The organism is Streptomyces sp. NPDC006458 (assembly GCF_040612135.1).
Taxonomy (GTDB): domain Bacteria; phylum Actinomycetota; class Actinomycetes; order Streptomycetales; family Streptomycetaceae; genus Streptomyces.
Genome location: NZ_JBEXPR010000001.1, coordinates 93,609 through 114,601 on the forward strand (window position 1 = coordinate 93,609; position 20,993 = coordinate 114,601).

Genomic DNA, 20,993 nt, shown 5'->3' on the forward strand with positions numbered 1-20,993 from the left:
GTCCATCACCCCGTACGGTGGCGTGCGGTGCCCACGGCAGCGTCCGCGCGCGTCGCACACCGGCTTCCCCCCTGCTTCCCCTGCGGAGAAGAAGTGGTGCGGAGGAAAAGCATGGCCACGCGGTCGCGGTAATTCATTAGCCATGAGTGCACGGATCTTGGCGATTTCTGCACGTTCCTGTGCCATCGCGCCGTTCTGGCGCGCTCAGCTCCGATGCCGGTAGTCCCGGGGCGACATGCCGTACGCGCGACGGAACTGGCGGCTGAAGGCGGCCGGGTCGCGAAACCCCCAGCGGGCGGCCAGCGCGGCGATCGGCCGGGACCGCAGCCCGGGGTCGGCGAGGTCGCGGCGGCAGTGTTCGAGCCGGCGGTGCCGGATCCAGGCGGCCGGGGTGGCGCCCTCCTCGGCGAACAGCTGATGCAGATGCCGTACGGAGACACCGTGCGCGGCGGCGACACCCGCCGGGGAGAGGGAGGGATCGCCGAGGTTGCGGTCGATGTAGTCCAGGGTGCGGGTGTGCAGGGCCCGGCGCCGGGACTCGGGGGTCATGGTGTCCTCGGCGTCCAGCGCCTGCCCGAGCACGGAGGTGAGCAGATCGGTCGTCATCCCGCCCAGCGTGACCGCGTCGGCCTCGGTGAACTCCTCGGCCCGGACGGCGAGATCGGCCAGCCAGCGCCACAGCACCCCGCCCATGCCCCGCCCTACCGGGACCGGCACCGCCAGCACCTGGCGTAACGCGCGCGGCGGCAGCGGGAGCGACGCCCGCGGTACGGTCACGACGACGCAGGCCGCGTCGCCGCCGGGCACGGGCGGGGTGTGCCGGGCCTCGTACGGCAGGCCGCTGTCGACGACCACCAGGTCGCCCGGCGTGAAGAGGGACTGCCGCCCGTTGTGCGCGATGCCTCCGGTGCCCTGGAACTGGCAGTTGATCTGGTACACCTCGGGGTTGTACCGCCGAATCGCGCGAGGGTTGCGCACCGCCTCCAACCCGGGGAAGGCGAAGTCCGCGACCTGCACCTCGCCCAGCGTCAGCACCCGCACGACGGCCCGGAAGTCGGCCTCGTGCTCACTGCGCAGCAGGTTCGGCAGATGCGTGCGCGTGACGATGTCCTGCCACAGGTCCCAGCGCTCACCGGGCGGCACGACGTCGGTCCGGTACTCGTTCACCAGCATGGTCACGCCCCCAACGCGTACCGCACGGCTCCTGCTTGAGCAGGCGCCATCCTATGGATGCCGCCTCGAAAACTTCCCGGCGGTGTCCGTGCAACCCTTCGCCCCGCATGTGTGTCGTACCGGGCATCAGGACTCCTGGGTGGGGGATCCGGGGGGATCCGCGGGGGTTCTGAAGGGGAGGGAAAGCCGAGGTGCGCGCCACGCCCGACATCAGGCCGGGGCGCGCCCTTACGCTGCGGGGGAACCGGCCCGGCGCGACGAAGGAAGTGACGATGACCACGCGGGTCCCCGCGGTCGACCAGGAACTCGTCGAGGCCGCCGCGCAGGTGGCGAGCACGCGCTGCCGGGGCGACAACCACACCATGGCGGCCGCGGCCCGCGCCCGCGACGGCCGGATCGTCACCGCGGTGAACGCCTACCACTTCACCGGAGGCCCCTGCGCCGAGCTGGTCCTCATCGGCACCGCGGCCGCTCAGGGCGTCTACGAGCTGGACACGATCGTGGCTGTGGGCGATCGCGAGCGGGGGGTCGTTCCCCCGTGCGGGCGGTGCCGTCAGGTCCTCCTCGACTACTTCCCCACGCTTGAGGTCATCGTGGGTGAGGCCGGCCGGATGCGTGCCGTTCCCGTCGGGGACCTGCTGCCCGCGAGCTACGTCTGGGCCGACCACCAGCTCGACGCCTGACAGGGCCGGGTGGTGACAGGGCCGTTCGGTGCCGCGCCCGCCGGCCCGGTCCGGACGCCGAAGGCGCGTTCCGCTGTCACACCCCACCGGTAACGTCGGACCATGCCCAACCAAACGGCGGACCCCACCGGAGAGCGGCGCCTCGCTGTCCTCGAAGGCGTGCTGGAGAGGATCACGTACGCCAACGAGGACAACGGCTACACGGTCGCGCGCGTGGACACCGGCCGGGGCGCGGGTGACCTGCTGACGGTCGTCGGCGCGCTGCTCGGCGCCCAGGTGGGGGAGTCGCTGCGGATGGAGGGCCGCTGGGGCTCGCACCCCCAGTACGGCAAGCAGTTCACCGTCGAGAACTACACGACGGTGCTGCCGGCCACGGTCCAGGGCATCCGCCGCTATCTCGGCTCGGGGCTGGTCAAGGGGATCGGGCCGGTCTTCGCCGACCGGATCACCCAGCACTTCGGGACGGACACGCTCAGGATCATCGAGGAGGAGCCCAAGCGGCTCATCGAGGTGCCGGGCCTCGGGCCCAAGCGGACGAAGAAGATCGCCGACACCTGGGAGGAGCAGAAGGCGATCAAGGAGGTCATGCTGTTCCTCCAGACGGTCGAGGTGTCGACGTCGATCGCCGTGCGCATCTACAAGAAGTACGAGGACGCGTCGATCGCTGTCGTGAAGGAGCAGCCCTACCGGCTCGCCGCCGACGTCTGGGGCATCGGTTTCCTCACCGCCGACAAGATCGCCCAGTCGGTCGGCATCCCGCACGACAGCCCGGAGCGCGTCAAGGCGGGTCTGCAGTACGCGTTGTCGCAGTCGGCGGACCAGGGCCACTGCTATCTGCCGGAGGAGCGGCTCATCGCCGACGCCGTGAGACTGCTCCAGGTGGACACCGGCCTGGTCATCGAGTGCCTCGCGGAGCTGGCAGAACCCGGCCCCGACGGGGAGGAACCCGGCGTCGTACGGGAGAAGGTGCCCGGCCCGGACCCCGAGGGCGAGCGCGTCACCGCCATCTACCTGGTCCCCTTCCATCGCGCCGAACTCGCCCTGTCCGCTCAGCTGTTGCGGCTGCTCAGGACCGACGAGGACCGTATGCCCGGCTTCCGCGAGGTCACCTGGGACAAGGCGCTCGCCTGGCTGAGGACGCGCACGGGCGCGGAGCTCGCCCCCGAGCAGGAGGCCGCCGTGAAGCTCGCGCTGAGCGAGAAGGTCGCCGTGCTCACGGGCGGGCCGGGCTGCGGCAAGTCGTTCACCGTGCGTTCCGTCGTGGAGCTGGCCCGCGCGAAGAAGGCCAAGGTGCTGCTCGCCGCTCCCACCGGGCGCGCGGCCAAGCGGCTGTCCGAGCTGACCGGGGCCGAGGCGTCCACGGTCCACCGGCTGCTGGAACTCAAGCCCGGCGGGGACGCGGCCTACGACAGGGACCGGCCGCTGGACGCCGACCTCGTGGTGGTGGACGAGGCGTCGATGCTGGATCTGCTGCTGGCCAACAAGCTGGTGAAGGCCGTGCCGCCGGGCGCGCACCTGCTCTTCGTCGGGGACGTCGACCAGTTGCCGAGCGTGGGGGCGGGGGAGGTGCTGCGCGACCTCCTGGCGGAGGGCAGCCCGGTTCCGGCGGTGCGGCTCACGCGTGTGTTCCGGCAGGCGCAGCAGTCGGGGGTCGTCACCAACGCGCACCGCATCAACGCCGGGCAGCATCCCCTCACCGACGGCATGAAGGACTTCTTCCTCTTCGTCGAGGACGACACCGAGGAGGCCGGCCGGCTCACCGTGGACGTGGCGGCACGGCGGATCCCGGCCAGGTTCGGACTGGACCCGCGCCGGGACGTACAGGTGCTGGCGCCGATGCACCGGGGTCCCGCGGGGGCGGGCACGCTCAACGGGCTGCTCCAGCAGGCGATCACCCCAGGGCGCCCCGACCTGCCCGAGAAGCGGTTCGGCGGGCGAGTCTTCCGCGTGGGGGACAAGGTCACCCAGGTCCGCAACAATTACGACAAGGGGCGGAACGGTGTCTTCAACGGCACCGTGGGCGTGGTCACCTCGCTCGATCCGGTGGACCAGCGGCTCACGGTGCTGACGGACGAGGACGAGGAGGTTCCCTATGAGTTCGACGAACTGGACGAGCTGGCCCACGCGTACGCCGTGACCATTCACCGCTCCCAGGGGAGTGAATATCCCGCCGTGGTGATCCCCGTCACCACGGGAGCATGGATGATGCTTCAGCGAAACCTGCTGTACACGGCGGTCACCCGGGCCAAACAGCTGGTCGTCCTCGTCGGGTCACGCCGGGCGATAGCCCAGGCGGTGCGCACGGTGTCGGCCGGCCGGCGCTGTACGGCACTGGACTTCCGGCTCGCGGGCGGCTGACCGAGGGACCCGGCCGGCACCCCGTCCGGACCGCCCGGATCCACCCAAATCCACGCCCCGTCCCCCATGCGACGAAAAATGATCGATCAAACGAGTCGCAAAGGTCACAGAGCACTTCCCGTGGCCCGACGGAGGGGGCAGGATGGGCAAGTTGGCGGCACTCAGTGCCGCCGATAAGCCCAATGGTCGACCCCGAGTGCACTCTCATGCGCCAAATGGGGGATGGTAGAGACAGTCAGGGCACCTCGAAGATGAGGCACTACGTCGGTGAGGGAAGACGTGAGCGACAACTCTGTAGTACTGCGGTACGACGGCAGCGAGTACACCTACCCGGTGATCGACAGCACCGTAGGGGACAAGGGCTTCGACATCGGGAAGCTGCGTGCCCAGACCGGTCTCGTGACCCTGGACAGCGGCTACGGCAATACCGCCGCCTATAAATCCTCCGTCACGTACCTGGACGGCGAGGCGGGCATTCTGCGGTACCGCGGTTACCCGATCGAGCAGCTCGCCGAGCGCTCCACCTTCCTGGAGGTGGCGTACCTGCTGATCAACGGCGAGCTGCCGACCGTCGACGAGCTCACCGTGTTCAAGAACGACATCACGCAGCACACGCTGCTGCATGAGGACGTCAAGAACTTCTACCGGGGCTTCCCGCGCGACGCGCACCCGATGGCGATGCTGTCCTCGGTGGTCTCGGCCCTGTCCACCTTCTACCAGGACAGCCACAACCCGTTCGACGAGCAGCAGCGCAACCTCTCCACCATCCGTCTGCTCGCCAAGCTTCCGACGATCGCGGCCTACGCGTACAAGAAGTCGGTGGGCCACCCGTTCGTCTACCCGCGCAACGACCTCGGCTACGTCGAGAACTTCCTGCGCATGACGTTCTCGGTCCCGGCGCAGGACTACGAGCTGGACCCGGTCGTCGTCTCCGCGCTGGACAAGCTGCTGATCCTGCACGCCGACCACGAGCAGAACTGTTCGACGTCGACGGTGCGCCTGGTGGGCTCGTCGCAGGCGAACATGTTCGCGTCGATCTCGGCCGGCATCTCCGCCCTCTGGGGCCCGCTGCACGGTGGCGCCAACCAGTCCGTCCTGGAGATGCTGGAGGGCATCCAGGCGAGCGGCGGCGACGTCGACTCCTTCATCCGCAAGGTGAAGAACAAGGAGGACGGCGTCCGCCTGATGGGCTTCGGCCACCGGGTCTACAAGAACTTCGACCCGCGCGCCAAGATCATCAAGGCCGCCGCGCACGACGTCCTCTCGGCCCTCGGCAAGTCCGACGAGCTGCTGGACATCGCCCTGAAGCTGGAGGAGCACGCGCTCTCCGACGACTACTTCGTCCAGCGCAGCCTCTACCCGAACGTCGACTTCTACACCGGCCTCATCTACCGGGCCATGGGCTTCCCGACCGAGATGTTCACGGTCCTCTTCGCCCTCGGCCGCCTGCCGGGCTGGATCGCCCAGTGGCACGAGATGATCAAGGAGCCGGGCTCCCGCATCGGCCGCCCGCGCCAGATCTACACGGGCGTCGTCGAGCGCGACTTCGTCCCCGTCGAGGAGCGCTGACACTCCCGCGCCCGACGCGCAGAGCCGCAGCATTCCAGGCCCCGCCCCGACCTCTCGGGCGCGGGGCCTCGCCGTGCGCGGGTGTCCGAGGCCGTACGGAACCGGAAACGGCGTACGGGACCGGAAACGGCGTACTGAAGCGGAAGCGGCGTACAGAAGGCAGGGGGCGTACGGAAGCGCAAGGCGGCGGGCGGACCGCGGAAAACGGCGTGCGAACAGCAGAAGGCGCCCTGGCGCCGGTCCCCCCACGGGCCGACGACCAGGGCGCCTTCCCATGTCCCGGTGCGGATTCCCCCCACGGGATCCGGCCGGGCGCTTGTGAGAGACACAGCGCCTGAATCGCTGTCGAGCAGAGCGGACGTAAGGTCCGCGGCTGCTTTCTCGGGTGCGGTCTGCCGGGACAACGCACACGCTTGGGAGGGCCGCTCAAAGCTTCCCGGTGTGCGTGGCCCCGGCAACGCAATCTCTGAGGAAGTCCCCCAAGACATCCTCAGATGCCAGTCGGCGCCCCCCAAGACGCCTTCCGACATCGCCAACTTAGACCTTCGAACCCCTTCGATGGTTACGTTCACATCACTGTGATCTGCGTCTCTTGCAAATGTCCCGTTAGATGCGCAAGAGATCCGTTCGGCGAACGATGCCCCAGCGTAAGGAAGATGCGCGAGACTTGTGAAGAGCTTATGTGAGGGTCGCCCCGGACTCCATACCGCCCCCATGTTTTGCCGCACGGAACGTCCGCAGCCGGAGGCTGTTGGTGACGACGAAGACCGATGAGAAGGCCATCGCGGCCCCCGCGATCATCGGGTTCAGCAGCCCCGCCGCGGCCAGCGGCAGCGCGGCCACGTTGTAGCCGAGGGCCCACACGAGATTGCCCTTGATGGTGGCGAGGGTGCGCCGCGCGAGCCGGATCGCGTCCGCGGCCACCAGCAGGTCCCCGCGCACCAGCGTGAGATCGCCCGCCTCGATCGCCGCGTCCGTGCCCGTGCCCATGGCCAGCCCCAGGTCCGCGGCGGCCAGCGCGGCCGCGTCGTTCACCCCGTCCCCGACCATGGCGACCACCCGCCCCTCGGCCTGGAGGCGCCGCACGGTGTCCACCTTGTCCTCGGGCAGCACCTCGGCGACCACCTGGTCGATCCCCACCTCGCGCGCCACGGCCTCGGCGACCGCCCGGTTGTCCCCGGTGAGCAGCACCGGCGTGAGCCCCAGGGCCCGCAGCGCGCGCACCGCCTCGGCGCTGGTGTCCTTCACGGTGTCGGCGACCGCGAGAACGCCGAGAGCCACCCCGTCCCAGCCGGCCAGTACGGCCGTACGCCCGCCGCTCTCGGCCTCCCGGCGGGCCCGGGCCACGTCGTCCGGGACCACGTCGAACAGCCTGCCCACGGCCACCTCGCGGCCGTCCACCCGCCCCCGTACGCCGCGCCCGGGGACGTTCTCGAAGCCCTCGACCGCGGGCAGCGGGCCGATCCGCGCCTCGGCGCCGGCGGCGAGGGCCCGCGCGATCGGGTGCTCGGAGGCGTGCTCCAGGGCGCCCGCGAGCCGCAGCAGTTCCTTCTCGTCGGTGTCCTCGGCGGCGTACACCTCGCGCAGGGTCATCCGGCCGGTGGTGACCGTGCCGGTCTTGTCGAGCACGATCGTGTCGACGCGCCGCGTGGACTCCAGCACCTCGGGTCCCTTGATGAGGATGCCGAGCTGGGCGCCGCGCCCGGTGCCGACCAGCAGGGCGGTCGGCGTGGCCAGGCCCAGCGCGCACGGGCAGGCGATGATCAGCACGGCGACGGCGGCGGTGAACGCGGCGGTGGTGTCGCCGGACGCGCCGAGCCAGAGCCCGAAGGTGGCGGTCGCCACCAGCAGCACCACGGGCACGAACACCGCGGAGACCCGGTCGGCGAGCCGCTGCACCGCGGCCTTGCCGCTCTGCGCCTCCTCCACCAGCTTCGCCATCCGCGCGAGGTGGGTGTCGGCCCCGACCCGGGTGGCCCGCACGACGAGCCGGCCCCCGGCGTTGACGGTCGCGCCGGCCACCGCGTCCCCGGGCGCCACGTCCACCGGCACGGACTCGCCGGTGAGCATGGAGGCGTCGACGGCGGAGGCGCCCTCGGTGACGACGCCGTCAGTGGCGATCTTCTCGCCGGGGCGTACGACGAACAGATCGCCGACGGTCAGCGCGGCGACCGGCACCCGCACCTCGCGGCCCTCCCGCAGCACGGCCACGTCCTTGGCGCCCAGTTCCAGCAGCGCGCGCAGGGCCGCCCCGGCGCGCCGCTTCGCGCGGGCCTCCAGCCGGCGGCCGAGCAGCAGGAAGGCGGTGACCCCGGCGGCGACCTCCAGATAGATCGTGGCGGAGGCGTCCGCGCGGGAGGCGGTGAGGTCGAAGCCGTGGCGCATGCCGGGCATGCCCGCGTCGCCGAGGAACAGCGCCCACAGTGACCAGCCGAACGCGGCGAGCGTGCCCAGCGAGACGAGGGTGTCCATGGTGGACGCGCCGTGCCGGACATTGGTCCAGGCGGCCCGGTGGAAGGGCAGCCCGCCCCAGACGACGACGGGCGCGGCGAGAGTGAGGGACAGCCACTGCCAGTTGTCGAACTGCAGGGCCGGGACCATCGCGAGCAGCACCACGGGCGCGGCGAGCAGCGCGGAGACGGTCAGTCGCCGGCGCAGGGCCGCCGTCTCGGGGTCGTCCCCCGGGGGTTCGCCGGGCTCCTCGGCGGGGGCCGGCGGGGCGGGCTCCTCGGCCGTGTAGCCGGTTCTTACGACGGTGGCGATCAGGTCGGCCACCTCGATGCCCTCGGGGTAGCTGATCCGGGCCTTCTCGGTGGCGTAGTTGACCGTCGCGGTCACGCCCTCCACGCGGTTGAGCTTCTTCTCGATGCGGGCCGCGCAGGCCGCGCAGGTCATCCCGCCGATCAGCAGCTCGACCTCGGCCGTGGCCGGGGGTGCCTGGGGGGTGCTGGTCATCGCCGTACTCCAGAAAAAGAGAGCGGGCCGTACCGGGCCAGTATCGGCGGCCCGGTACGGCCCGTGACGCGCAGGGGGTCAGGCGCGGCCGACCAGTTCGTAGCCGGCCTCGTCGACGGCGGCGCGTACGGCCTCCTCGTCCAGCACGGCGGCGGAGACGACGGTGACCTCACCGCTGGCGGCGACGGCCTGCACCGAGGAGACGCCGGGGATCTGGGAGAGCTCGCCGGAGACGGCGCCCTCGCAGTGGCCGCAGCTCATGCCGCTGACCTTGTAGACGGCGGTGACGGTGTCGGTCTGGGCGGTCATCTCGTTACTCCTCGTCGAGGCGTATGGGGCTGACGCGGGTCCACGGTGGCGCCCGCACTCCCCGACTGTATACCCCTAGGGGGTATTTCTCAAAGAGGGGTTCCGGCGCGTCAGCGAGCGCGCCCACAGCAGCCCCGCCAGGGCCACGACGGCCGGCCCGGCGATCGAGAACACGGCGAACATGTGCTGCTGCGCCTCGGTCGGCCGCGGCAGATACCCCTCGGAGAACAGATCCGGCCGTACCCCGATACCGGTCAGCCGGGCCACCAGCCAGACCGCGATGCCGTGCGTGCAGTCCCACACCGCGTGCAGCAGCGAGACGCCGAGCCAGGTGCCCCACACCGGCGCGTCGAGCCGGAAACGCCCGTCCGCGCGGCGGTGCGCCAGCAGCACACCGCCGGCGATCGCCGTCCACAGCCCGTGTCCGAAGGGGGCCAGTAGCCCGCGCAGGATCTCCGTCTCCAGCAGCGCCCTGAGGCCCACGCCCTCGGTGGACACGGCCGCGCCGAACGCGTAGCCCGCGCCCTCCATGGCCGCGAAGCCGAGCCCGACGCTCGCGCCGAGCACCAGACCGGCCCGCGTCCCGCGGATCCGCGGCCGCCCGCGCAGCATGAACATCAGCGCGCCGAGCTTCGCCGCCTCCTCGATCAGCCCGACCCCGGTGAACAGCCGCAGCGACGGACGCAGCAGGTAGTACTCCATCAGCCAGGCGCCCAGCACCCCGAGGGCGCCGCCGGTCAGGAAGCAACCGAGGACCGTCCCCACGCCCAGGTCGCGGCCGTGCTTCTCGTAGGCCCACAGCACGAACACGACGGGCACGAGGAAGCTGCCCAGCAGGATCAGCGTGGGCAGCGGGGCGGTGCTCCTCGTCGCGTACGTCACCGTCGCGGTCAGCGCCCACAGGGCGAGCCCGCCCCACAGACAGCGCCGCCACAGCCCGCGGCGGACCCGCATGTCGTCGGGCGGATACTGGGGGCCGGGGATGCGGGCGCGCGGTGTGCCGGGCGGCGGGGAGTGGCTCACGGGCGGTGTCCCCTCGTGCTCCTGGAGCTCGGACAGGGCGGGTTTGTCCGCACTTTATGTGGAGTGGACCTTTGGTGCAGTGCGACGCCACGGGCGGTACGAGCGGGGGGTCGCGCCCTTGTGGAGATCCGTTCCGGCGCCCCTAGAGTTCGCCGCGGAAAGGGGTGGCGTATGCGAGCGGTGGTGTTCGAGCGGTACGGCGAGCCGGCCGAGGTGCGCGAGGTGGCCGATCCGCGTCCGGCGGAGCACGGGGTCGTGGTGCGGGTCGAGGCGACGGGCCTGTGCCGCAGCGACTGGCACGGCTGGATGGGCCACGACCCGGACATCACCCTGCCGCACGTGCCCGGCCATGAACTCGCCGGAGTCGTCGAGGCGACCGGTGGGCGGGTGACCCGCTGGCGGTCCGGCGACCGGGTGACCGTGCCCTTCGTGTGCGGCTGCGGTACCTGCCCCTCGTGCGCGGCGGGCGACCACCAGGTGTGCGAGCGACAGACCCAGCCGGGCTTCACGCACTGGGGCTCCTTCGCGCGGTACGTCGCCCTCGACCACGCCGACGTCAACCTCGTCGCGATCCCCGACGACCTGTCCTACGCCACCGCCGCCTCGCTCGGCTGCCGGTTCGCCACCGCGTTCCGGGCGGTCGTGCAGCAGGGCCGGCTCGCGCCGGGGGAGTGGGTCGCGGTGCACGGCTGCGGCGGGGTCGGGCTGTCCGCGGTGATGATCGCGGCGGCCTCGGGCGCCCGCGTGGTCGCCGTCGACGTCTCGCCGCGTGCCCTGGAACTGGCCCGTGACTTCGGGGCGGCGCACGTCCTTCACGCCTCGCGGGTCCCCGACACCGCGGGCGCCGTGCGCGAACTGACCGGGGGCGGCGCGCACCTGTCGCTGGACGCCCTGGGCTCGCCCGCCACCTGTGCCGCCTCCGTCGCGAGCCTGCGCCGGCGGGGCCGTCACGTCCAGGTCGGCCTGCTGCCCTCGGCCGACGGCACGACCCCCGTCCCCATGGCCCGCGCCATCGCCCTCGAACTGGAACTCCTCGGCAGCCACGGCATGGCCGCCCACACCTACCCGGCGATGCTGGAGGCGGTCCGCGCGGGCGTGCTGCGGCCCCACCTGCTGGTGACGTCGGCCATCGGCCTGGACGCCGTACCGGAGGCGCTCGCCGGGATGGGCACGGCCACGGGTGCCGGGGTGACGGTCATCGAGCCGTGGCGGTGAGGGCCGCCCACTCGGGCGCGAGCAGGGCCATCCGGGTGGCGTCGATCCACTCCTCCCCCTGGCGCACCGCCTGCCGGTCGACGCCCTCCGCCACGAACCCGGCCTTCTCGTAGACATGCCGGGCCCTGGGGTTGTGGGCCAGGACGTGCAGGGACACGCGGTGCAGGCCGAGCTGCTCGAAGGCATGGCCCACGATCAGCCGGACGGCCTCCGTGCCGAGGCCGCGGCACCGGCCGCCGGGGCCGATCAGGATGCGGAAGTTGCAGCTGCGGTTGTGCTCGTCCCACTCGTTGAGCACGGCCTCGCCGACGAGCTCGCCGCTCGCCCGGTCGACGATGCCGAGGTCGAGCCGGTCGCTCTGCTCGCCGCGGCTGCCGTACCAGGCCCGCAGCCGGTCCGGATCGAACTCCTCGACGGGGCTGCCGGTCAGCCGCAGCACCTCGGGGTCGGACAGGATGCGCGCCATCACCGGCACGTCGTCCTGGGTGAAGGGCCGCAGCACGGTCCGCTCGCCGGTCAGCACCGGCTTGATCGAGAAGTCCATGCCGGCACTGTGCCCCACCCCGGGGGCGGGGCACAGCTCGTTTTCCCGGTGGTCAGTCGGCCCGGCGCCCCCGGTTTCCGGGCCTGGAGGCGACCCAGGCGAGGACGGTGTCGGTGTACCAGTACGGCTTGCCGCCCTCCACGTGGTCGGGTGGCGGCAGGAGGCCGTGCTTGCGGTAGGAGCGCACGGTGTCCGGCTGCACCTGGATGTGCGCCGCGATCTCCTTGTAGGACCACAGCCGTCGGTCGGTCATGAGTCGCACCTCCCTGCGGTGCGCCACGGCGCGGCCGGGGGCGGCCGTCGGGGGAGCCGGGCGCGGTGCTGGCGATCGCCAGGCCTGTGCCCCATGAACGACGCCCGGTGGCGGAGGGAAAGCGGCTGTGGTCCAGGTGTGACGGGGGTCCCGCACATCCGGGACATGTGTGACGAGAGAGTGATGTCTGTGACAGAAGTGATGCATCGGCCCGCGCCGGACCCGCCCGGCGGCGGGCCCCCTGTGCTATGGCGCCGTCCGCCGGCGCGGCCCGCGCACTACGCCCCGCACGACCTCAGGAACGCCCGGGTCCGCCGGGCGATCGGCAGCGGGCGCTCCGGCTCGCACGGGTACATGTCCTGCTCGACGATCGCGAACAGGTCGACGTCCAGCTTCCGCGCCGCCTCAAGGACCGGCTCCAGTGCGGGCACCCCGGCCGGCGGCTCGCACATGACGCCCCGCGCGACCGCCGGCCCGAACGGGGTCCGCGCCTCGCGCACCTCGGCGAGGATCTCCGGGTCGACCTGCTTGAGGTGGAGGTAGCCGATGCGCTCGCCGTAGGTCTCGATCAGTTCGACGCTGTCGCCGCCGCAGTAGGCGTAGTGGCCGGTGTCAAGGCACAGGGAGACCAGCGAGGAGTCGGTGCCGTCGAGGAAGCGGGCGACGTTCTCCTCGGTGTCGATGTGGGTGTCCGCGTGCGGGTGGACCACGATCGTCAGCCCGTAGCGCTCGCGCACCTCACGGCCGAGCCGCTCGGTCAGCGAGGTCAGATTCCGCCACTGTTCGGGCGTGAGCGTGTCCGGCTCCAGCACCTCGCCCGTCTTGTCGTCCCGCCAGAAGGAGGGGATGACCACCAGATGCCGGGCCCCCATGGCCTGGGCCAGCGCCGCGTTGTCCGCGACATGCGCCCAGGTCTTCTCCCAGACGGCCGGGCCGTGGTGCAGGCCGGTGAAGACCGTGCCCGCCGACACTTTCAGGCCACGCCGCGCGGTCTCCTCGGCGAGTACCGCCGGGTCGGTGGGCAGATACCCGTACGGCCCCAGCTCGATCCACTCGTACCCGGCCTGCGCGACCTCGTCGAGGAAGCGCGGCCACGGCACCTGACGGGGGTCGTCGGGGAACCAGACGCCCCAGGAGTCGGGCGCCGAACCGATGCGGATGCGGGACAGTGAGGTCGGGAGCGACTGCGCCGGCGTCGTCGTCATGGGCGTCAGCGTGCGGCCCGCCGGAAGGGGTGTCAAGCGCTGGTCCGAATGTCCGGACAAAACATTGACAGGGTTGCCGCGACCGGACTACAAACCGTCAGGGGACACCCGTCCGTGAGCCGGCCCGACCGCACGAAGGGAACTCGATGGCGTACGACCTGATCACCATGGGGCGGATCGGCGTGGACCTCTATCCGCTCCAGACGGGCGTTCCCCTGGCGCAGGTGACGACGTTCGGCAGGTTCCTCGGCGGCTCCGCGGCCAACGTCGCCGTCGCCGCCGCCCGCCTCGGCCGCCGTACGGCCCTGATCAGCCGCACCGGGGACGACCCCTTCGCCACGTATCTCCACCAGGCGCTGGGCGAGTTCGGCGTGGACGACCGCTTCGTGACGCCCGTGGCCGCGCTGCCCACGCCGGTCACCTTCTGCGAGGTCTTCCCGCCGGACGACTTCCCGCTGTACTTCTACCGGCGGCCCAAGGCGCCCGACCTGGAGATCGACGCCCGGGACCTCGATCTCGACGCGATCCGCGAGACCCGCGTCTTCTGGGTCACCGGCACCGGCCTGAGCGAGGAGCCGAGCCGCACGGCGACCCTCACGGCGCTCGCCCACCGCGCCCGGTCCGGCACGACCGTCCTCGACCTGGACTGGCGCCCCACGCTGTGGAAGGACACGGCCTGGCGCGACCCCGAGGCGGCCCGCCCCTTCTACGCCGAGGCCCTGCGCCACGCCACCGTCGCCGTCGGCAACCTCGACGAGGTGGAGGTCGTCACGGGACTGCGCGAACCGCACGCCGCGGCACGGGCGCTCCTCGCGGCCGGGGTCCGGCTCGCCGTCGTCAAGCAGGGACCCAAGGGTGTCCTCGCGGTCGGCGCCGACGGCGAGTGCGCCGAGGTCCCGCCGCTGCCGGTGACCGTCCTCAACGGCCTGGGCGCCGGGGACGCCTTCGGCGGCTCCCTGTGCCACGGTCTGCTCGCGGGCTGGGACCTGGAGACGACCGTGCGCCACGCCAACGCCGCCGGCGCGATCGTCGCCTCCCGGCTGGAGTGCTCCTCGGCGATGCCGACCGCGGCCGAGGTGGCGGCGGCGCTCAGCGAGGGAGCGGTGCGGTGAGGGGCGGCCGGGTCGGCAGGGCGCACCACCCGGACCAGGCACCGGAGCACGGCCCCGCGCACCCGTCCCCCCAGCCGGCGGAGCACGGCCCCGCCCTCCCCGCCGCGGACGTCGCCGAACTCGTCCGGCTGCGCGCCCACCACCCCGGGGCCGTCGCCGAGGCCGCCGCCCGGCGCCCTCGGCGCCCCCTGGTCGGCGACAGCGGACGGCTGATGATCATCGCCGCCGACCACCCGGCCCGCGGTGTCCTCGGCGTCGGCGACCACGGGCTCGCCATGGCCGACCGCGCCGGTCTGCTCGGGCGGCTGCTCCTGGCCCTGTCCAGGCCCGGCGTCGACGGGGTGCTCGCCAGCGCCGACATCCTCGACGACCTGCTGCTGCTCGGCGCCCTCGACCACAAGGTCGTCATGGGGTCGATGAACCGCGGCGGGCTGCAAGGAGCCCGGTTCGAACTGGACGACCGGTTCACCGGCCACCGCCCCGAGGACCTCGAACGGCTCGGCTTCGACGCGGGCAAACTGCTGCTGCGCATCGACTACGAGGACCCGGGCTCGCTCACCACCCTGGAGACGGCGGCCCGCACGATCGACGCCATGGCCGCGCGCCGACTCCCCGTGTTCGTCGAGCCGTTCATCAGCCGTCGTGACCCCGACGGACGGCTGCGCAACGATCTGTCGGCCGACGCCGTCACCCGGTCCCTGGCCATCGCCTCGGGCCTGGGCGGCAGTTCGGCGTACACCTGGCTGAAGGTCCCGGTCACCGACAACCCCGACCACATGGCCCGGGTCATGGAGACCACCACCCTTCCGGCCGTGCTGCTCGGCGGAGACGTCGGAGGCTCCGTCGAAGAACAGTTCGGGGCCTACGAGACGTGGCGCGGGGCGCTCCGGCTGCCCACCGTGCGCGGCATGGTCGTGGGCCGTTCGCTGCTCTACCCGGCGGACGGCGATGTGGCCGCCGCCGTGGACACCGCCGTAGGACTGCTGTGAGGGCCGCCATGAGCAAGGAGCTGCACATCCCCCGGGGCGCGAGCGCGCACGGCGCGTACGCCGTCGACATCGACCCCGAACGGGCCGGCTGGACCCACAGCAGTCTGCGCGTGCTCGAACTCGCCGCGGGTGACACGCACGTGTTCGACACAGGGGACAGCGAGTGGATCGTGCTGCCGCTCCAGGGCGGCTGTAGCGTCCACACACCGGACGGAGTTATCCAGCTCCTGGGCAGGGAGAGCGTGTTCGCGTCGGTCACCGACTTCGCGTACGTGCCCCGCGACACCCGGACACAGATCGCCTCCGGCGCGGGAGGCCGCTTCGCCCTGGCAGGAGCGAAGTGCGAGCGACGACTCCCCGCCCGCCACGGCCCCGCGCCGGAGGTTCCCGTCGAGCAGCGCGGCAGCGGTGTCTGCGCCCGCCAGGTGCGGGGCTTCGCCTCCGCCGACGCCTTCGAGTGCGACCGGCTCATCGCCGTCGAGGTGATCACCCCGGGCGGCAACTGGTCGTCGTACCCGCCGCACAAGCACGACGAGCACCGGCCGGGCCGCGAGACGGAGCTGGAGGAGATCTACTACTTCGAGATCGACGGCCCGCACGGCTTCGGCTACCAGCGCGTCTCCCCCTCGCGCGAGGGCGGCGCCGACGCCCTCGCCGAGGTCCGCTCCGGCGACGCCGTGCTCGTCCCCGACGGCTGGCACGGCCCGTCGATCGCCCAGCCCGGCCACGCCATGTACTACCTGAACGTCATGGCGGGCCCTGGCGCGACACGGGAGTGGCGGATCTGCTTCCACCCGGACCACACGGAGGGATACCGATGACCGTCAGGCTCACGGTCGCACAGGCACTGGTCCGCTTCCTCGCCGCCCAGTACACCGAGCGCGACGGCGAACGCCGCCGGCTGATCGCCGCGACCTGGGGCATCTTCGGCCACGGCAACGTCGCCGGCATCGGCCAGGCGCTCGTGGAGCACGCCGACGTCATGCCCTTCCACCAGGGCCGCAACGAGCAGTCCATGGTGCACGCGGCCGTCGGCTACGCCCGCCAGTCGAACCGCCTGTCCACCCACGCGGTGACCACCTCCATCGGCCCCGGCGCGACCAACCTGGTCACCGGCGCCGCCCTGGCCACGATCAACCACCTGCCGGTGCTGCTCCTGCCCGGCGACATCTTCGCCACCCGCCCAGCCGACCCCGTCCTCCAGCAGCTCCAGGTGCCGTACGCGGGCGATGTGTCGGTGAACGACTGTCTGCGCCCGGTGTCCCGGTACTTCGACCGCGTCCACCGGCCGGAGGCGCTGATCCCCAGCCTGCTCCAGGCCGTGCGCGTCCTCACCGACCCCGTCGACACGGGCGCGGTCACCCTGGCCCTGCCGCAGGACGTGCAGGCCGAGGCGTACGACTGGCCGGAGGAGTTCTTTGCGACGCGCACATGGGCCGTACGACGACCAGGGGCCGACCCGGCCGAGCTGGCGGAGGCCGTGCGGCTGATCCGCGCCGCGCGGCGGCCTCTGCTGATCGCGGGCGGCGGGGTGCGCCACAGCCGCGCCGAGGCCGCCGTCGCCGAGTTCGCACAGGCCACCGGCATCCCGGTGGCCGCCACCCAGTCGGGCAAGGGCGTCCTGCCGTACGACCATCCCCAGGACGTCGGCGGCATCGGCCACACCGGCACCGCCACGGCCGACGCGCTCGCCCGCGCCGCCGACCTGGTCATCGGGGTCGGCACCCGCTACACCGACTTCACGACGGCCTCCGGCACCCTCTTCGCGCACCCGGACGTCCGCTTCCTCAACCTCAACATCGCCCCCTTCGACGGCCACCAGCTGGCCGGCACCCCGCTGATCGCGGACGCCCGCAGCGGCCTGGCCGAGCTCACCGAGGCCCTGGCGATGCACGGACACCGGGTGACCGAGGCGTACCTCGCCGGGTACACCGACGGCAAGGCGGACTGGGAGCGGCGCGTGGACGCCTGCTTCGCGGCCGCCGACCCCGCCGCGCGCCCCACCCAGCCGCAGGTGCTCGGCGCGCTCGACGCGCTGGTCGACGGGACGGACATCCTCGTCAACGCGGCCGGCTCGCTCCCCGGCGACCTGCACAAACTGTGGCGGGCCCGGTCGGTGGACCAGTACCACCTGGAATACGGGTACTCGTGCATGGGCTACGAGATCCCGGCCGCCATCGGGGTGAAGCTGGCCGCGCCCGAGCGGCCGGTGTGGGCGCTGGTGGGGGACGGGACGTATCTGATGATGCCCACGGAGATCGTCACGGCCGTCCAGGAGGGCATCGCCATCAAGATCCTGCTGGTGCAGAACCACGGCTACGCCTCCATCGGCGGCCTGTCGGAGTCGGTGGGCGGCGAGCGCTTCGGTACCGCCTACCGCTTCCGGGCCGCGGACGGCGGCTACACGGGCGCCCCGCTCCCGGTCGACCTCGCGGCCAACGCGGCCAGCCTCGGCATGACCGTGCTGCGGGCGCGGACGGTGGCCGACCTGCGGACGGCCCTCGCTCGGGCACGGGCGGCCGACACTCCCACATGTGTCTACGTGGAGACCGAAACGGCAGACACAGTGTCGGGCGCGCCGCCCGCGCAGGCCTGGTGGGATGTTCCTGTGGCCGAGACCGCGACCCGAGCGTCGGCGGTGAAGGCCCGCGAGGAGTACGACCGGCACGTGTCGACCCGACGCCGCCATCTGTGAAGGAGCAACTGGGCATGACGAAGATCGTCAACCACTGGATCGGCGGCAGGACCGTCGAGGGCGCGTCAGGCAATTTCGGCCCGGTCACCGACCCGGCCACCGGCGCCGTCACCACGGAGGTCGCCTTCGCGTCGGTCGACGAGGTCGACGCGGCGGTCGCGGCCGCCAAGGAGGCCTACCTGACCTGGGGCCAGTCCTCGCTGGCCCAGCGCACGTCCATCCTGTTCAAGTTCCGCGCGCTGCTCGACGCCCACCGCGACGAGATCGCCGCGCTGATCACCGCCGAGCACGGCAAGGTGCACTCCGACGCCCTCGGCGAGGTCGCCCGCGGCCTGGAGATCGTCGACCTGGCCTGCGGCATCAACGTGCAGCTCAAGGGGGAGCTGTCCACCCAGGTCGCCAGCCGCGTGGACGTGGCCGCGATCCGCCAGCCGCTCGGGGTGGTCGCGGGCATCACGCCGTTCAACTTCCCGGCGATGGTCCCGATGTGGATGTTCCCGATCGCCATCGCCTGCGGCAACACCTTCGTCCTCAAGCCGTCCGAGAAGGACCCTTCGGCGTCCGTCAGGATCGCCGAGCTGCTGGCCGAGGCCGGTCTGCCGGAGGGCGTGTTCAACGTCGTGCACGGCGACAAGGTGGCCGTGGACCGGCTGCTGGAGCACCCCGACGTAAAGGCGGTGTCCTTCGTCGGCTCGACCCCGATCGCCCGCTACATCCACACCACGGCCTCGGCGAACGGCAAGCGCGTCCAGGCCCTGGGCGGCGCCAAGAACCACATGCTGGTCCTGCCGGACGCCGACCTGGACGCGGCCGCGGACGCCGCCGTGTCGGCGGCCTACGGCTCGGCCGGCGAGCGCTGCATGGCCATCTCGGCCGTCGTGGCGGTCGGCTCGATCGCCGACACGCTGGTGGACAAGATCCGCGAGCGCGCCGAGAAGATCAAGATCGGCCCCGGCAACGACCCGACCTCCGAGATGGGCCCCCTGATCACGAAGGTCCACCGCGACAAGGTGGCGTCCTACGTCGAGGGCGCGGCCGCCGAGGGCTCGGAGGTCGTGCTCGACGGCACCGGCTACACCGTCGACGGCTTCGAGGACGGCCACTGGATCGGCATCTCGCTGCTCGACAAGGTGCCCACGACCGCCAAGGCCTACCAGGAGGAGATCTTCGGCCCGGTGCTGTGCGTGCTGCGCGTGGACACCTACGAGGACGGCGTGGCCCTGATCAACGCCTCGCCGTTCGGCAACGGCACCGCGATCTTCACCCGGGACGGCGGCGCGGCCCGACGCTTCCAGTTGGAGATCGAGGCCGGCATGGTCGGCGTGAACGTGCCGATCCCCGTCCCCGTGGGCTACCACTCCTTCGGCGGCTGGAAGGACTCGCTCTTCGGCGACCACCACGTCTACGGCAACGACGGCACGCACTTCTACACCCGCGGCAAGGTCGTCACCACGCGCTGGCCCGACCCGTCCGAGGCCCCGGCGGGCGTGGACCTGGGCTTCCCGCGCAATCACTGATGTCCTCGTGAGCCCGGGTGCCCAGGTGCCCGGGCTCAGCCCTGCTGCATCTCCTTGACCTGCTCGGTGAGGTCACCGGTCTGCGCGGCGGGCGGCGCCGTCACCGCGGCCGTGGCGCCGAACTTCTTGAAGTCCATGGTCACGCTGGCGTTGCCCATGTCCTGCTTCAGCCGGACCGGCAGGTCGTCCTCGCCGACCCAGATGTCCATCACGATGGTGTCGATGGCGCCCGTCACCGAGTTGAACGGGTTGTCCTCGCCGGTGTACGCGTCCGCGAACTTGCCCAGCTCCTTCTGGCCCAGCTCGGCGCGGTAGTGCACCGTGGACTTGCCGTCGACGGTCTCCTCGCCGAGGTCGGAGACGTTGCGCGCGAACTTCAGGGTGCGCATGGAGGCGGCCGGGCTGCCCGTGCCGGCGCTGCCGCTGAACGCCTCGGCGCCCTTCTCCCCGAACACCGCCGACGCGTCGATCCTCATCCACTCCTTGCCCGCCAGCGGGCCGGAGGGCTGCGGGTCGACGTCGTAGTAGTAGGCGCCGTCCACGAAGAGCATGCGGGTCGTCGGCGTGTCCTGGAGCGCCTGCATCTGGACGGCCGCCGTGTCCATCTCGACGTCGAACGCGAAGCCGTCGCCCCACGAGTACGTGCCGTCCATGCTGACCGGCGTGCCGGTGCCCATGTCGGCGGTCATGTCGACCTGCGCCGAACCGACGTCCTCCGTACGGTCCGTCGCCCGCGCCAGCGCGGCCATGATCACGTCGGTGCTGTCGACCGCGTCGGCGGCCTTGCGCGCGCTGTCCGCCCCGCACGCCGAGGTCGTCACGAGTGCTATGGCCGTGACGCCGACCCAGGCGGCTGTGTGCCGCAGCTTCATCTGTCCCCACCCCGCTGCTGTGTGTCAGTTGTGAACGGCGACTGTATCGAAACCCACTGACAGCCTTGTGGACAAACGGATTTGCTCAGGTGAACTCCCAGGTCAGCACCGTGCAGCTGCCCTCCGTCACACCCCCCGCGCTCCGATAGGCCGCCAGCGCCACGTCGTTGCCGGTGTCCACCAGCACCCACTGCCCGTAGCAGCCGAGTTCGCGGGCCAGTTCGGCGAGCCGCTCGACCAGCGCCCGCCCGATGCCCCGGCGCCGGTGCGCCGCGTCGACCCCCAGCTCGTACAACAGCATCTCGGAGCCCTTGTCCGGGTGGACCGTCTCCACCCCGGACACGAACCCGACCGGCTCCGCGCCCTCGTAGGCGAGGAAGAGATGGTGCCCGGCGGCGGCCAGGAAGCGGTCCGCCCACTCCGGGCGCACGGGGTCGTCGAAGAGATGCTCCGCCGCCTTGAGTTCGGCGGCTGTCATGGCTCTGCGGATCTCCATACGTCCGTGTACCACGACCGCGGTA

At 71.9% G+C, this 20,993-nt stretch carries 18 protein-coding genes; 9 read left to right on the plus strand and 9 right to left on the minus strand.

Annotated elements, in window-relative coordinates; genetic code table 11:
- Nucleotides 1-204: 204 nt before the first annotated feature.
- Entirely contained in the window at nt 205-1,173 is a 969-nt protein-coding gene (locus tag ABZZ79_RS00455; RefSeq protein ID WP_356685828.1) for a helix-turn-helix domain-containing protein, read from the minus strand.
- Between the two features lie 272 nt (nt 1,174-1,445).
- On the opposite strand from ABZZ79_RS00455, the gene ABZZ79_RS00460 reads away from it, so the two are divergent.
- The 3 genes from ABZZ79_RS00460 (at nt 1,446) to ABZZ79_RS00470 (ending at nt 5,783) form a co-directional block, all read left to right on the plus strand.
- Nucleotides 1,446-1,856 carry a cytidine deaminase gene (locus ABZZ79_RS00460; protein WP_356684874.1) on the plus strand — a complete coding sequence of 137 codons (411 nt, stop codon included), beginning with the start codon at nt 1,446-1,448 and terminating at the stop codon, nt 1,854-1,856.
- Between the two features lie 102 nt (nt 1,857-1,958).
- Nucleotides 1,959-4,214 (plus strand): ATP-dependent RecD-like DNA helicase, encoded by a 2,256-nt coding sequence (locus ABZZ79_RS00465; RefSeq protein WP_356684876.1) that lies wholly within the window; start codon nt 1,959-1,961, stop codon nt 4,212-4,214.
- A gap of 279 nt (nt 4,215-4,493) precedes the next feature.
- Nucleotides 4,494-5,783, plus strand: a complete 1,290-nt coding sequence (locus ABZZ79_RS00470; protein WP_356684878.1) for a citrate synthase — start codon at nt 4,494-4,496, stop codon at nt 5,781-5,783.
- 678 nt (nt 5,784-6,461) lie between these two features.
- Here the strand turns inward: ABZZ79_RS00470 and ABZZ79_RS00475 are convergent.
- The 3 genes from ABZZ79_RS00475 to ABZZ79_RS00485 form a co-directional block, all read right to left on the minus strand.
- Nucleotides 6,462-8,738, minus strand: coding sequence for a heavy metal translocating P-type ATPase (locus ABZZ79_RS00475; RefSeq protein WP_356684880.1), 2,277 nt, complete (start codon nt 8,736-8,738; stop codon nt 6,462-6,464).
- Nucleotides 8,739-8,816: 78 nt separating this feature from the next.
- Nucleotides 8,817-9,047 (minus strand): heavy-metal-associated domain-containing protein, encoded by a 231-nt coding sequence (locus ABZZ79_RS00480; RefSeq protein ID WP_356684882.1) that lies wholly within the window; start codon nt 9,045-9,047, stop codon nt 8,817-8,819.
- 75 nt (nt 9,048-9,122) lie between these two features.
- Nucleotides 9,123-10,070 (minus strand): PrsW family intramembrane metalloprotease, encoded by a 948-nt coding sequence (locus ABZZ79_RS00485; protein WP_356684884.1) that lies wholly within the window; start codon nt 10,068-10,070, stop codon nt 9,123-9,125.
- 171 nt (nt 10,071-10,241) lie between these two features.
- Between ABZZ79_RS00485 and ABZZ79_RS00490 the strand changes: the two genes are divergently transcribed.
- The gene (locus ABZZ79_RS00490; RefSeq protein WP_356684886.1) at nt 10,242-11,285 is read left to right on the plus strand and encodes a zinc-dependent alcohol dehydrogenase family protein; all 1,044 of its coding nucleotides are present in this window, start codon (nt 10,242-10,244) and stop codon (nt 11,283-11,285) included.
- On the opposite strand, the gene ABZZ79_RS00495 is transcribed toward ABZZ79_RS00490, so the two are convergent.
- The 3 genes from ABZZ79_RS00495 to ABZZ79_RS00505 form a co-directional block, all read right to left on the minus strand.
- Nucleotides 11,266-11,829, minus strand: coding sequence for a GNAT family protein (locus ABZZ79_RS00495; protein WP_356684888.1), 564 nt, complete (start codon nt 11,827-11,829; stop codon nt 11,266-11,268). The genes ABZZ79_RS00490 and ABZZ79_RS00495 overlap by 20 nt on opposite strands.
- 52 nt (nt 11,830-11,881) lie before the next feature.
- A complete protein-coding gene (locus ABZZ79_RS00500; protein ID WP_356684890.1) occupies nt 11,882-12,082 on the minus strand; it encodes a MerR family transcriptional regulator in 201 nt (66 codons plus the stop codon).
- Between the two features lie 278 nt (nt 12,083-12,360).
- On the minus strand, nt 12,361-13,287 hold the full coding sequence (locus ABZZ79_RS00505) for a sugar phosphate isomerase/epimerase (protein WP_356684892.1): 927 nt from the start codon (nt 13,285-13,287) through the stop codon (nt 12,361-12,363).
- Nucleotides 13,288-13,433: 146 nt separating this feature from the next.
- Between ABZZ79_RS00505 and iolC the strand changes: the two genes are divergently transcribed.
- From iolC to mmsA, 5 genes are all read left to right on the plus strand, one after another.
- Nucleotides 13,434-14,399 carry a 5-dehydro-2-deoxygluconokinase gene (gene iolC / locus ABZZ79_RS00510; protein WP_356684894.1) on the plus strand — a complete coding sequence of 322 codons (966 nt, stop codon included), beginning with the start codon at nt 13,434-13,436 and terminating at the stop codon, nt 14,397-14,399.
- Nucleotides 14,400-14,527: 128 nt separating this feature from the next.
- Nucleotides 14,528-15,388, plus strand: a complete 861-nt coding sequence (locus tag ABZZ79_RS00515) for a deoxyribose-phosphate aldolase (RefSeq protein ID WP_356685829.1) — start codon at nt 14,528-14,530, stop codon at nt 15,386-15,388.
- 8 nt (nt 15,389-15,396) lie between these two features.
- Nucleotides 15,397-16,209, plus strand: a complete 813-nt coding sequence (iolB, locus tag ABZZ79_RS00520) for a 5-deoxy-glucuronate isomerase (protein WP_356684896.1) — start codon at nt 15,397-15,399, stop codon at nt 16,207-16,209.
- Nucleotides 16,206-18,083 (plus strand): 3D-(3,5/4)-trihydroxycyclohexane-1,2-dione acylhydrolase (decyclizing), encoded by a 1,878-nt coding sequence (iolD, locus tag ABZZ79_RS00525; RefSeq protein WP_356684898.1) that lies wholly within the window; start codon nt 16,206-16,208, stop codon nt 18,081-18,083. Before iolB ends, iolD begins: the two co-directional genes overlap by 4 nt.
- Nucleotides 18,084-18,097: 14 nt before the next feature.
- Complete coding sequence (gene mmsA / locus ABZZ79_RS00530; RefSeq protein ID WP_356684900.1) at nt 18,098-19,600, plus strand: CoA-acylating methylmalonate-semialdehyde dehydrogenase; 1,503 nt, start codon at nt 18,098-18,100, stop codon at nt 19,598-19,600.
- Between the two features lie 35 nt (nt 19,601-19,635).
- Here mmsA and ABZZ79_RS00535 read toward each other — a convergent pair whose 3' ends face one another.
- Both ABZZ79_RS00535 and ABZZ79_RS00540 read right to left on the minus strand, forming a co-directional pair.
- Nucleotides 19,636-20,472, minus strand: a complete 837-nt coding sequence (locus tag ABZZ79_RS00535) for a hypothetical protein (RefSeq protein WP_356684902.1) — start codon at nt 20,470-20,472, stop codon at nt 19,636-19,638.
- A gap of 85 nt (nt 20,473-20,557) precedes the next feature.
- Complete coding sequence (locus ABZZ79_RS00540) at nt 20,558-20,968, minus strand: GNAT family N-acetyltransferase (protein WP_356684904.1); 411 nt, start codon at nt 20,966-20,968, stop codon at nt 20,558-20,560.
- Between the last annotated feature and the right edge of the window lie 25 nt (nt 20,969-20,993).

Excerpts from the sequence above, each read along its gene's own strand:
- ABZZ79_RS00475 (WP_356684880.1), bottom strand. The coding sequence starts at position 8,738 with ATGACCAGCACCCCCCAGGCACCCCCGGCCACGGCCGAGGTCGAGCTG.
- ABZZ79_RS00500 (WP_356684890.1), bottom strand. The coding sequence starts at position 12,082 with ATGACCGACCGACGGCTGTGGTCCTACAAGGAGATCGCGGCGCACATC.
- ABZZ79_RS00480 (WP_356684882.1), bottom strand. The coding sequence starts at position 9,047 with ATGACCGCCCAGACCGACACCGTCACCGCCGTCTACAAGGTCAGCGGC.
- iolB (WP_356684896.1), top strand. The coding sequence starts at position 15,397 with ATGAGCAAGGAGCTGCACATCCCCCGGGGCGCGAGCGCGCACGGCGCG.
- ABZZ79_RS00535 (WP_356684902.1), bottom strand. The coding sequence starts at position 20,472 with ATGAAGCTGCGGCACACAGCCGCCTGGGTCGGCGTCACGGCCATAGCA.
- iolC (WP_356684894.1), top strand. The coding sequence starts at position 13,434 with ATGGCGTACGACCTGATCACCATGGGGCGGATCGGCGTGGACCTCTAT.
- mmsA (WP_356684900.1), top strand. The coding sequence starts at position 18,098 with ATGACGAAGATCGTCAACCACTGGATCGGCGGCAGGACCGTCGAGGGC.
- ABZZ79_RS00455 (WP_356685828.1), bottom strand. The coding sequence starts at position 1,173 with ATGCTGGTGAACGAGTACCGGACCGACGTCGTGCCGCCCGGTGAGCGC.
- ABZZ79_RS00540 (WP_356684904.1), bottom strand. The coding sequence starts at position 20,968 with ATGGAGATCCGCAGAGCCATGACAGCCGCCGAACTCAAGGCGGCGGAG.
- ABZZ79_RS00460 (WP_356684874.1), top strand. The coding sequence starts at position 1,446 with ATGACCACGCGGGTCCCCGCGGTCGACCAGGAACTCGTCGAGGCCGCC.
- ABZZ79_RS00495 (WP_356684888.1), bottom strand. The coding sequence starts at position 11,829 with ATGGACTTCTCGATCAAGCCGGTGCTGACCGGCGAGCGGACCGTGCTG.
- ABZZ79_RS00490 (WP_356684886.1), top strand. The coding sequence starts at position 10,242 with ATGCGAGCGGTGGTGTTCGAGCGGTACGGCGAGCCGGCCGAGGTGCGC.
- ABZZ79_RS00465 (WP_356684876.1), top strand. The coding sequence starts at position 1,959 with ATGCCCAACCAAACGGCGGACCCCACCGGAGAGCGGCGCCTCGCTGTC.
- ABZZ79_RS00505 (WP_356684892.1), bottom strand. The coding sequence starts at position 13,287 with ATGACGACGACGCCGGCGCAGTCGCTCCCGACCTCACTGTCCCGCATC.
- iolD (WP_356684898.1), top strand. The coding sequence starts at position 16,206 with ATGACCGTCAGGCTCACGGTCGCACAGGCACTGGTCCGCTTCCTCGCC.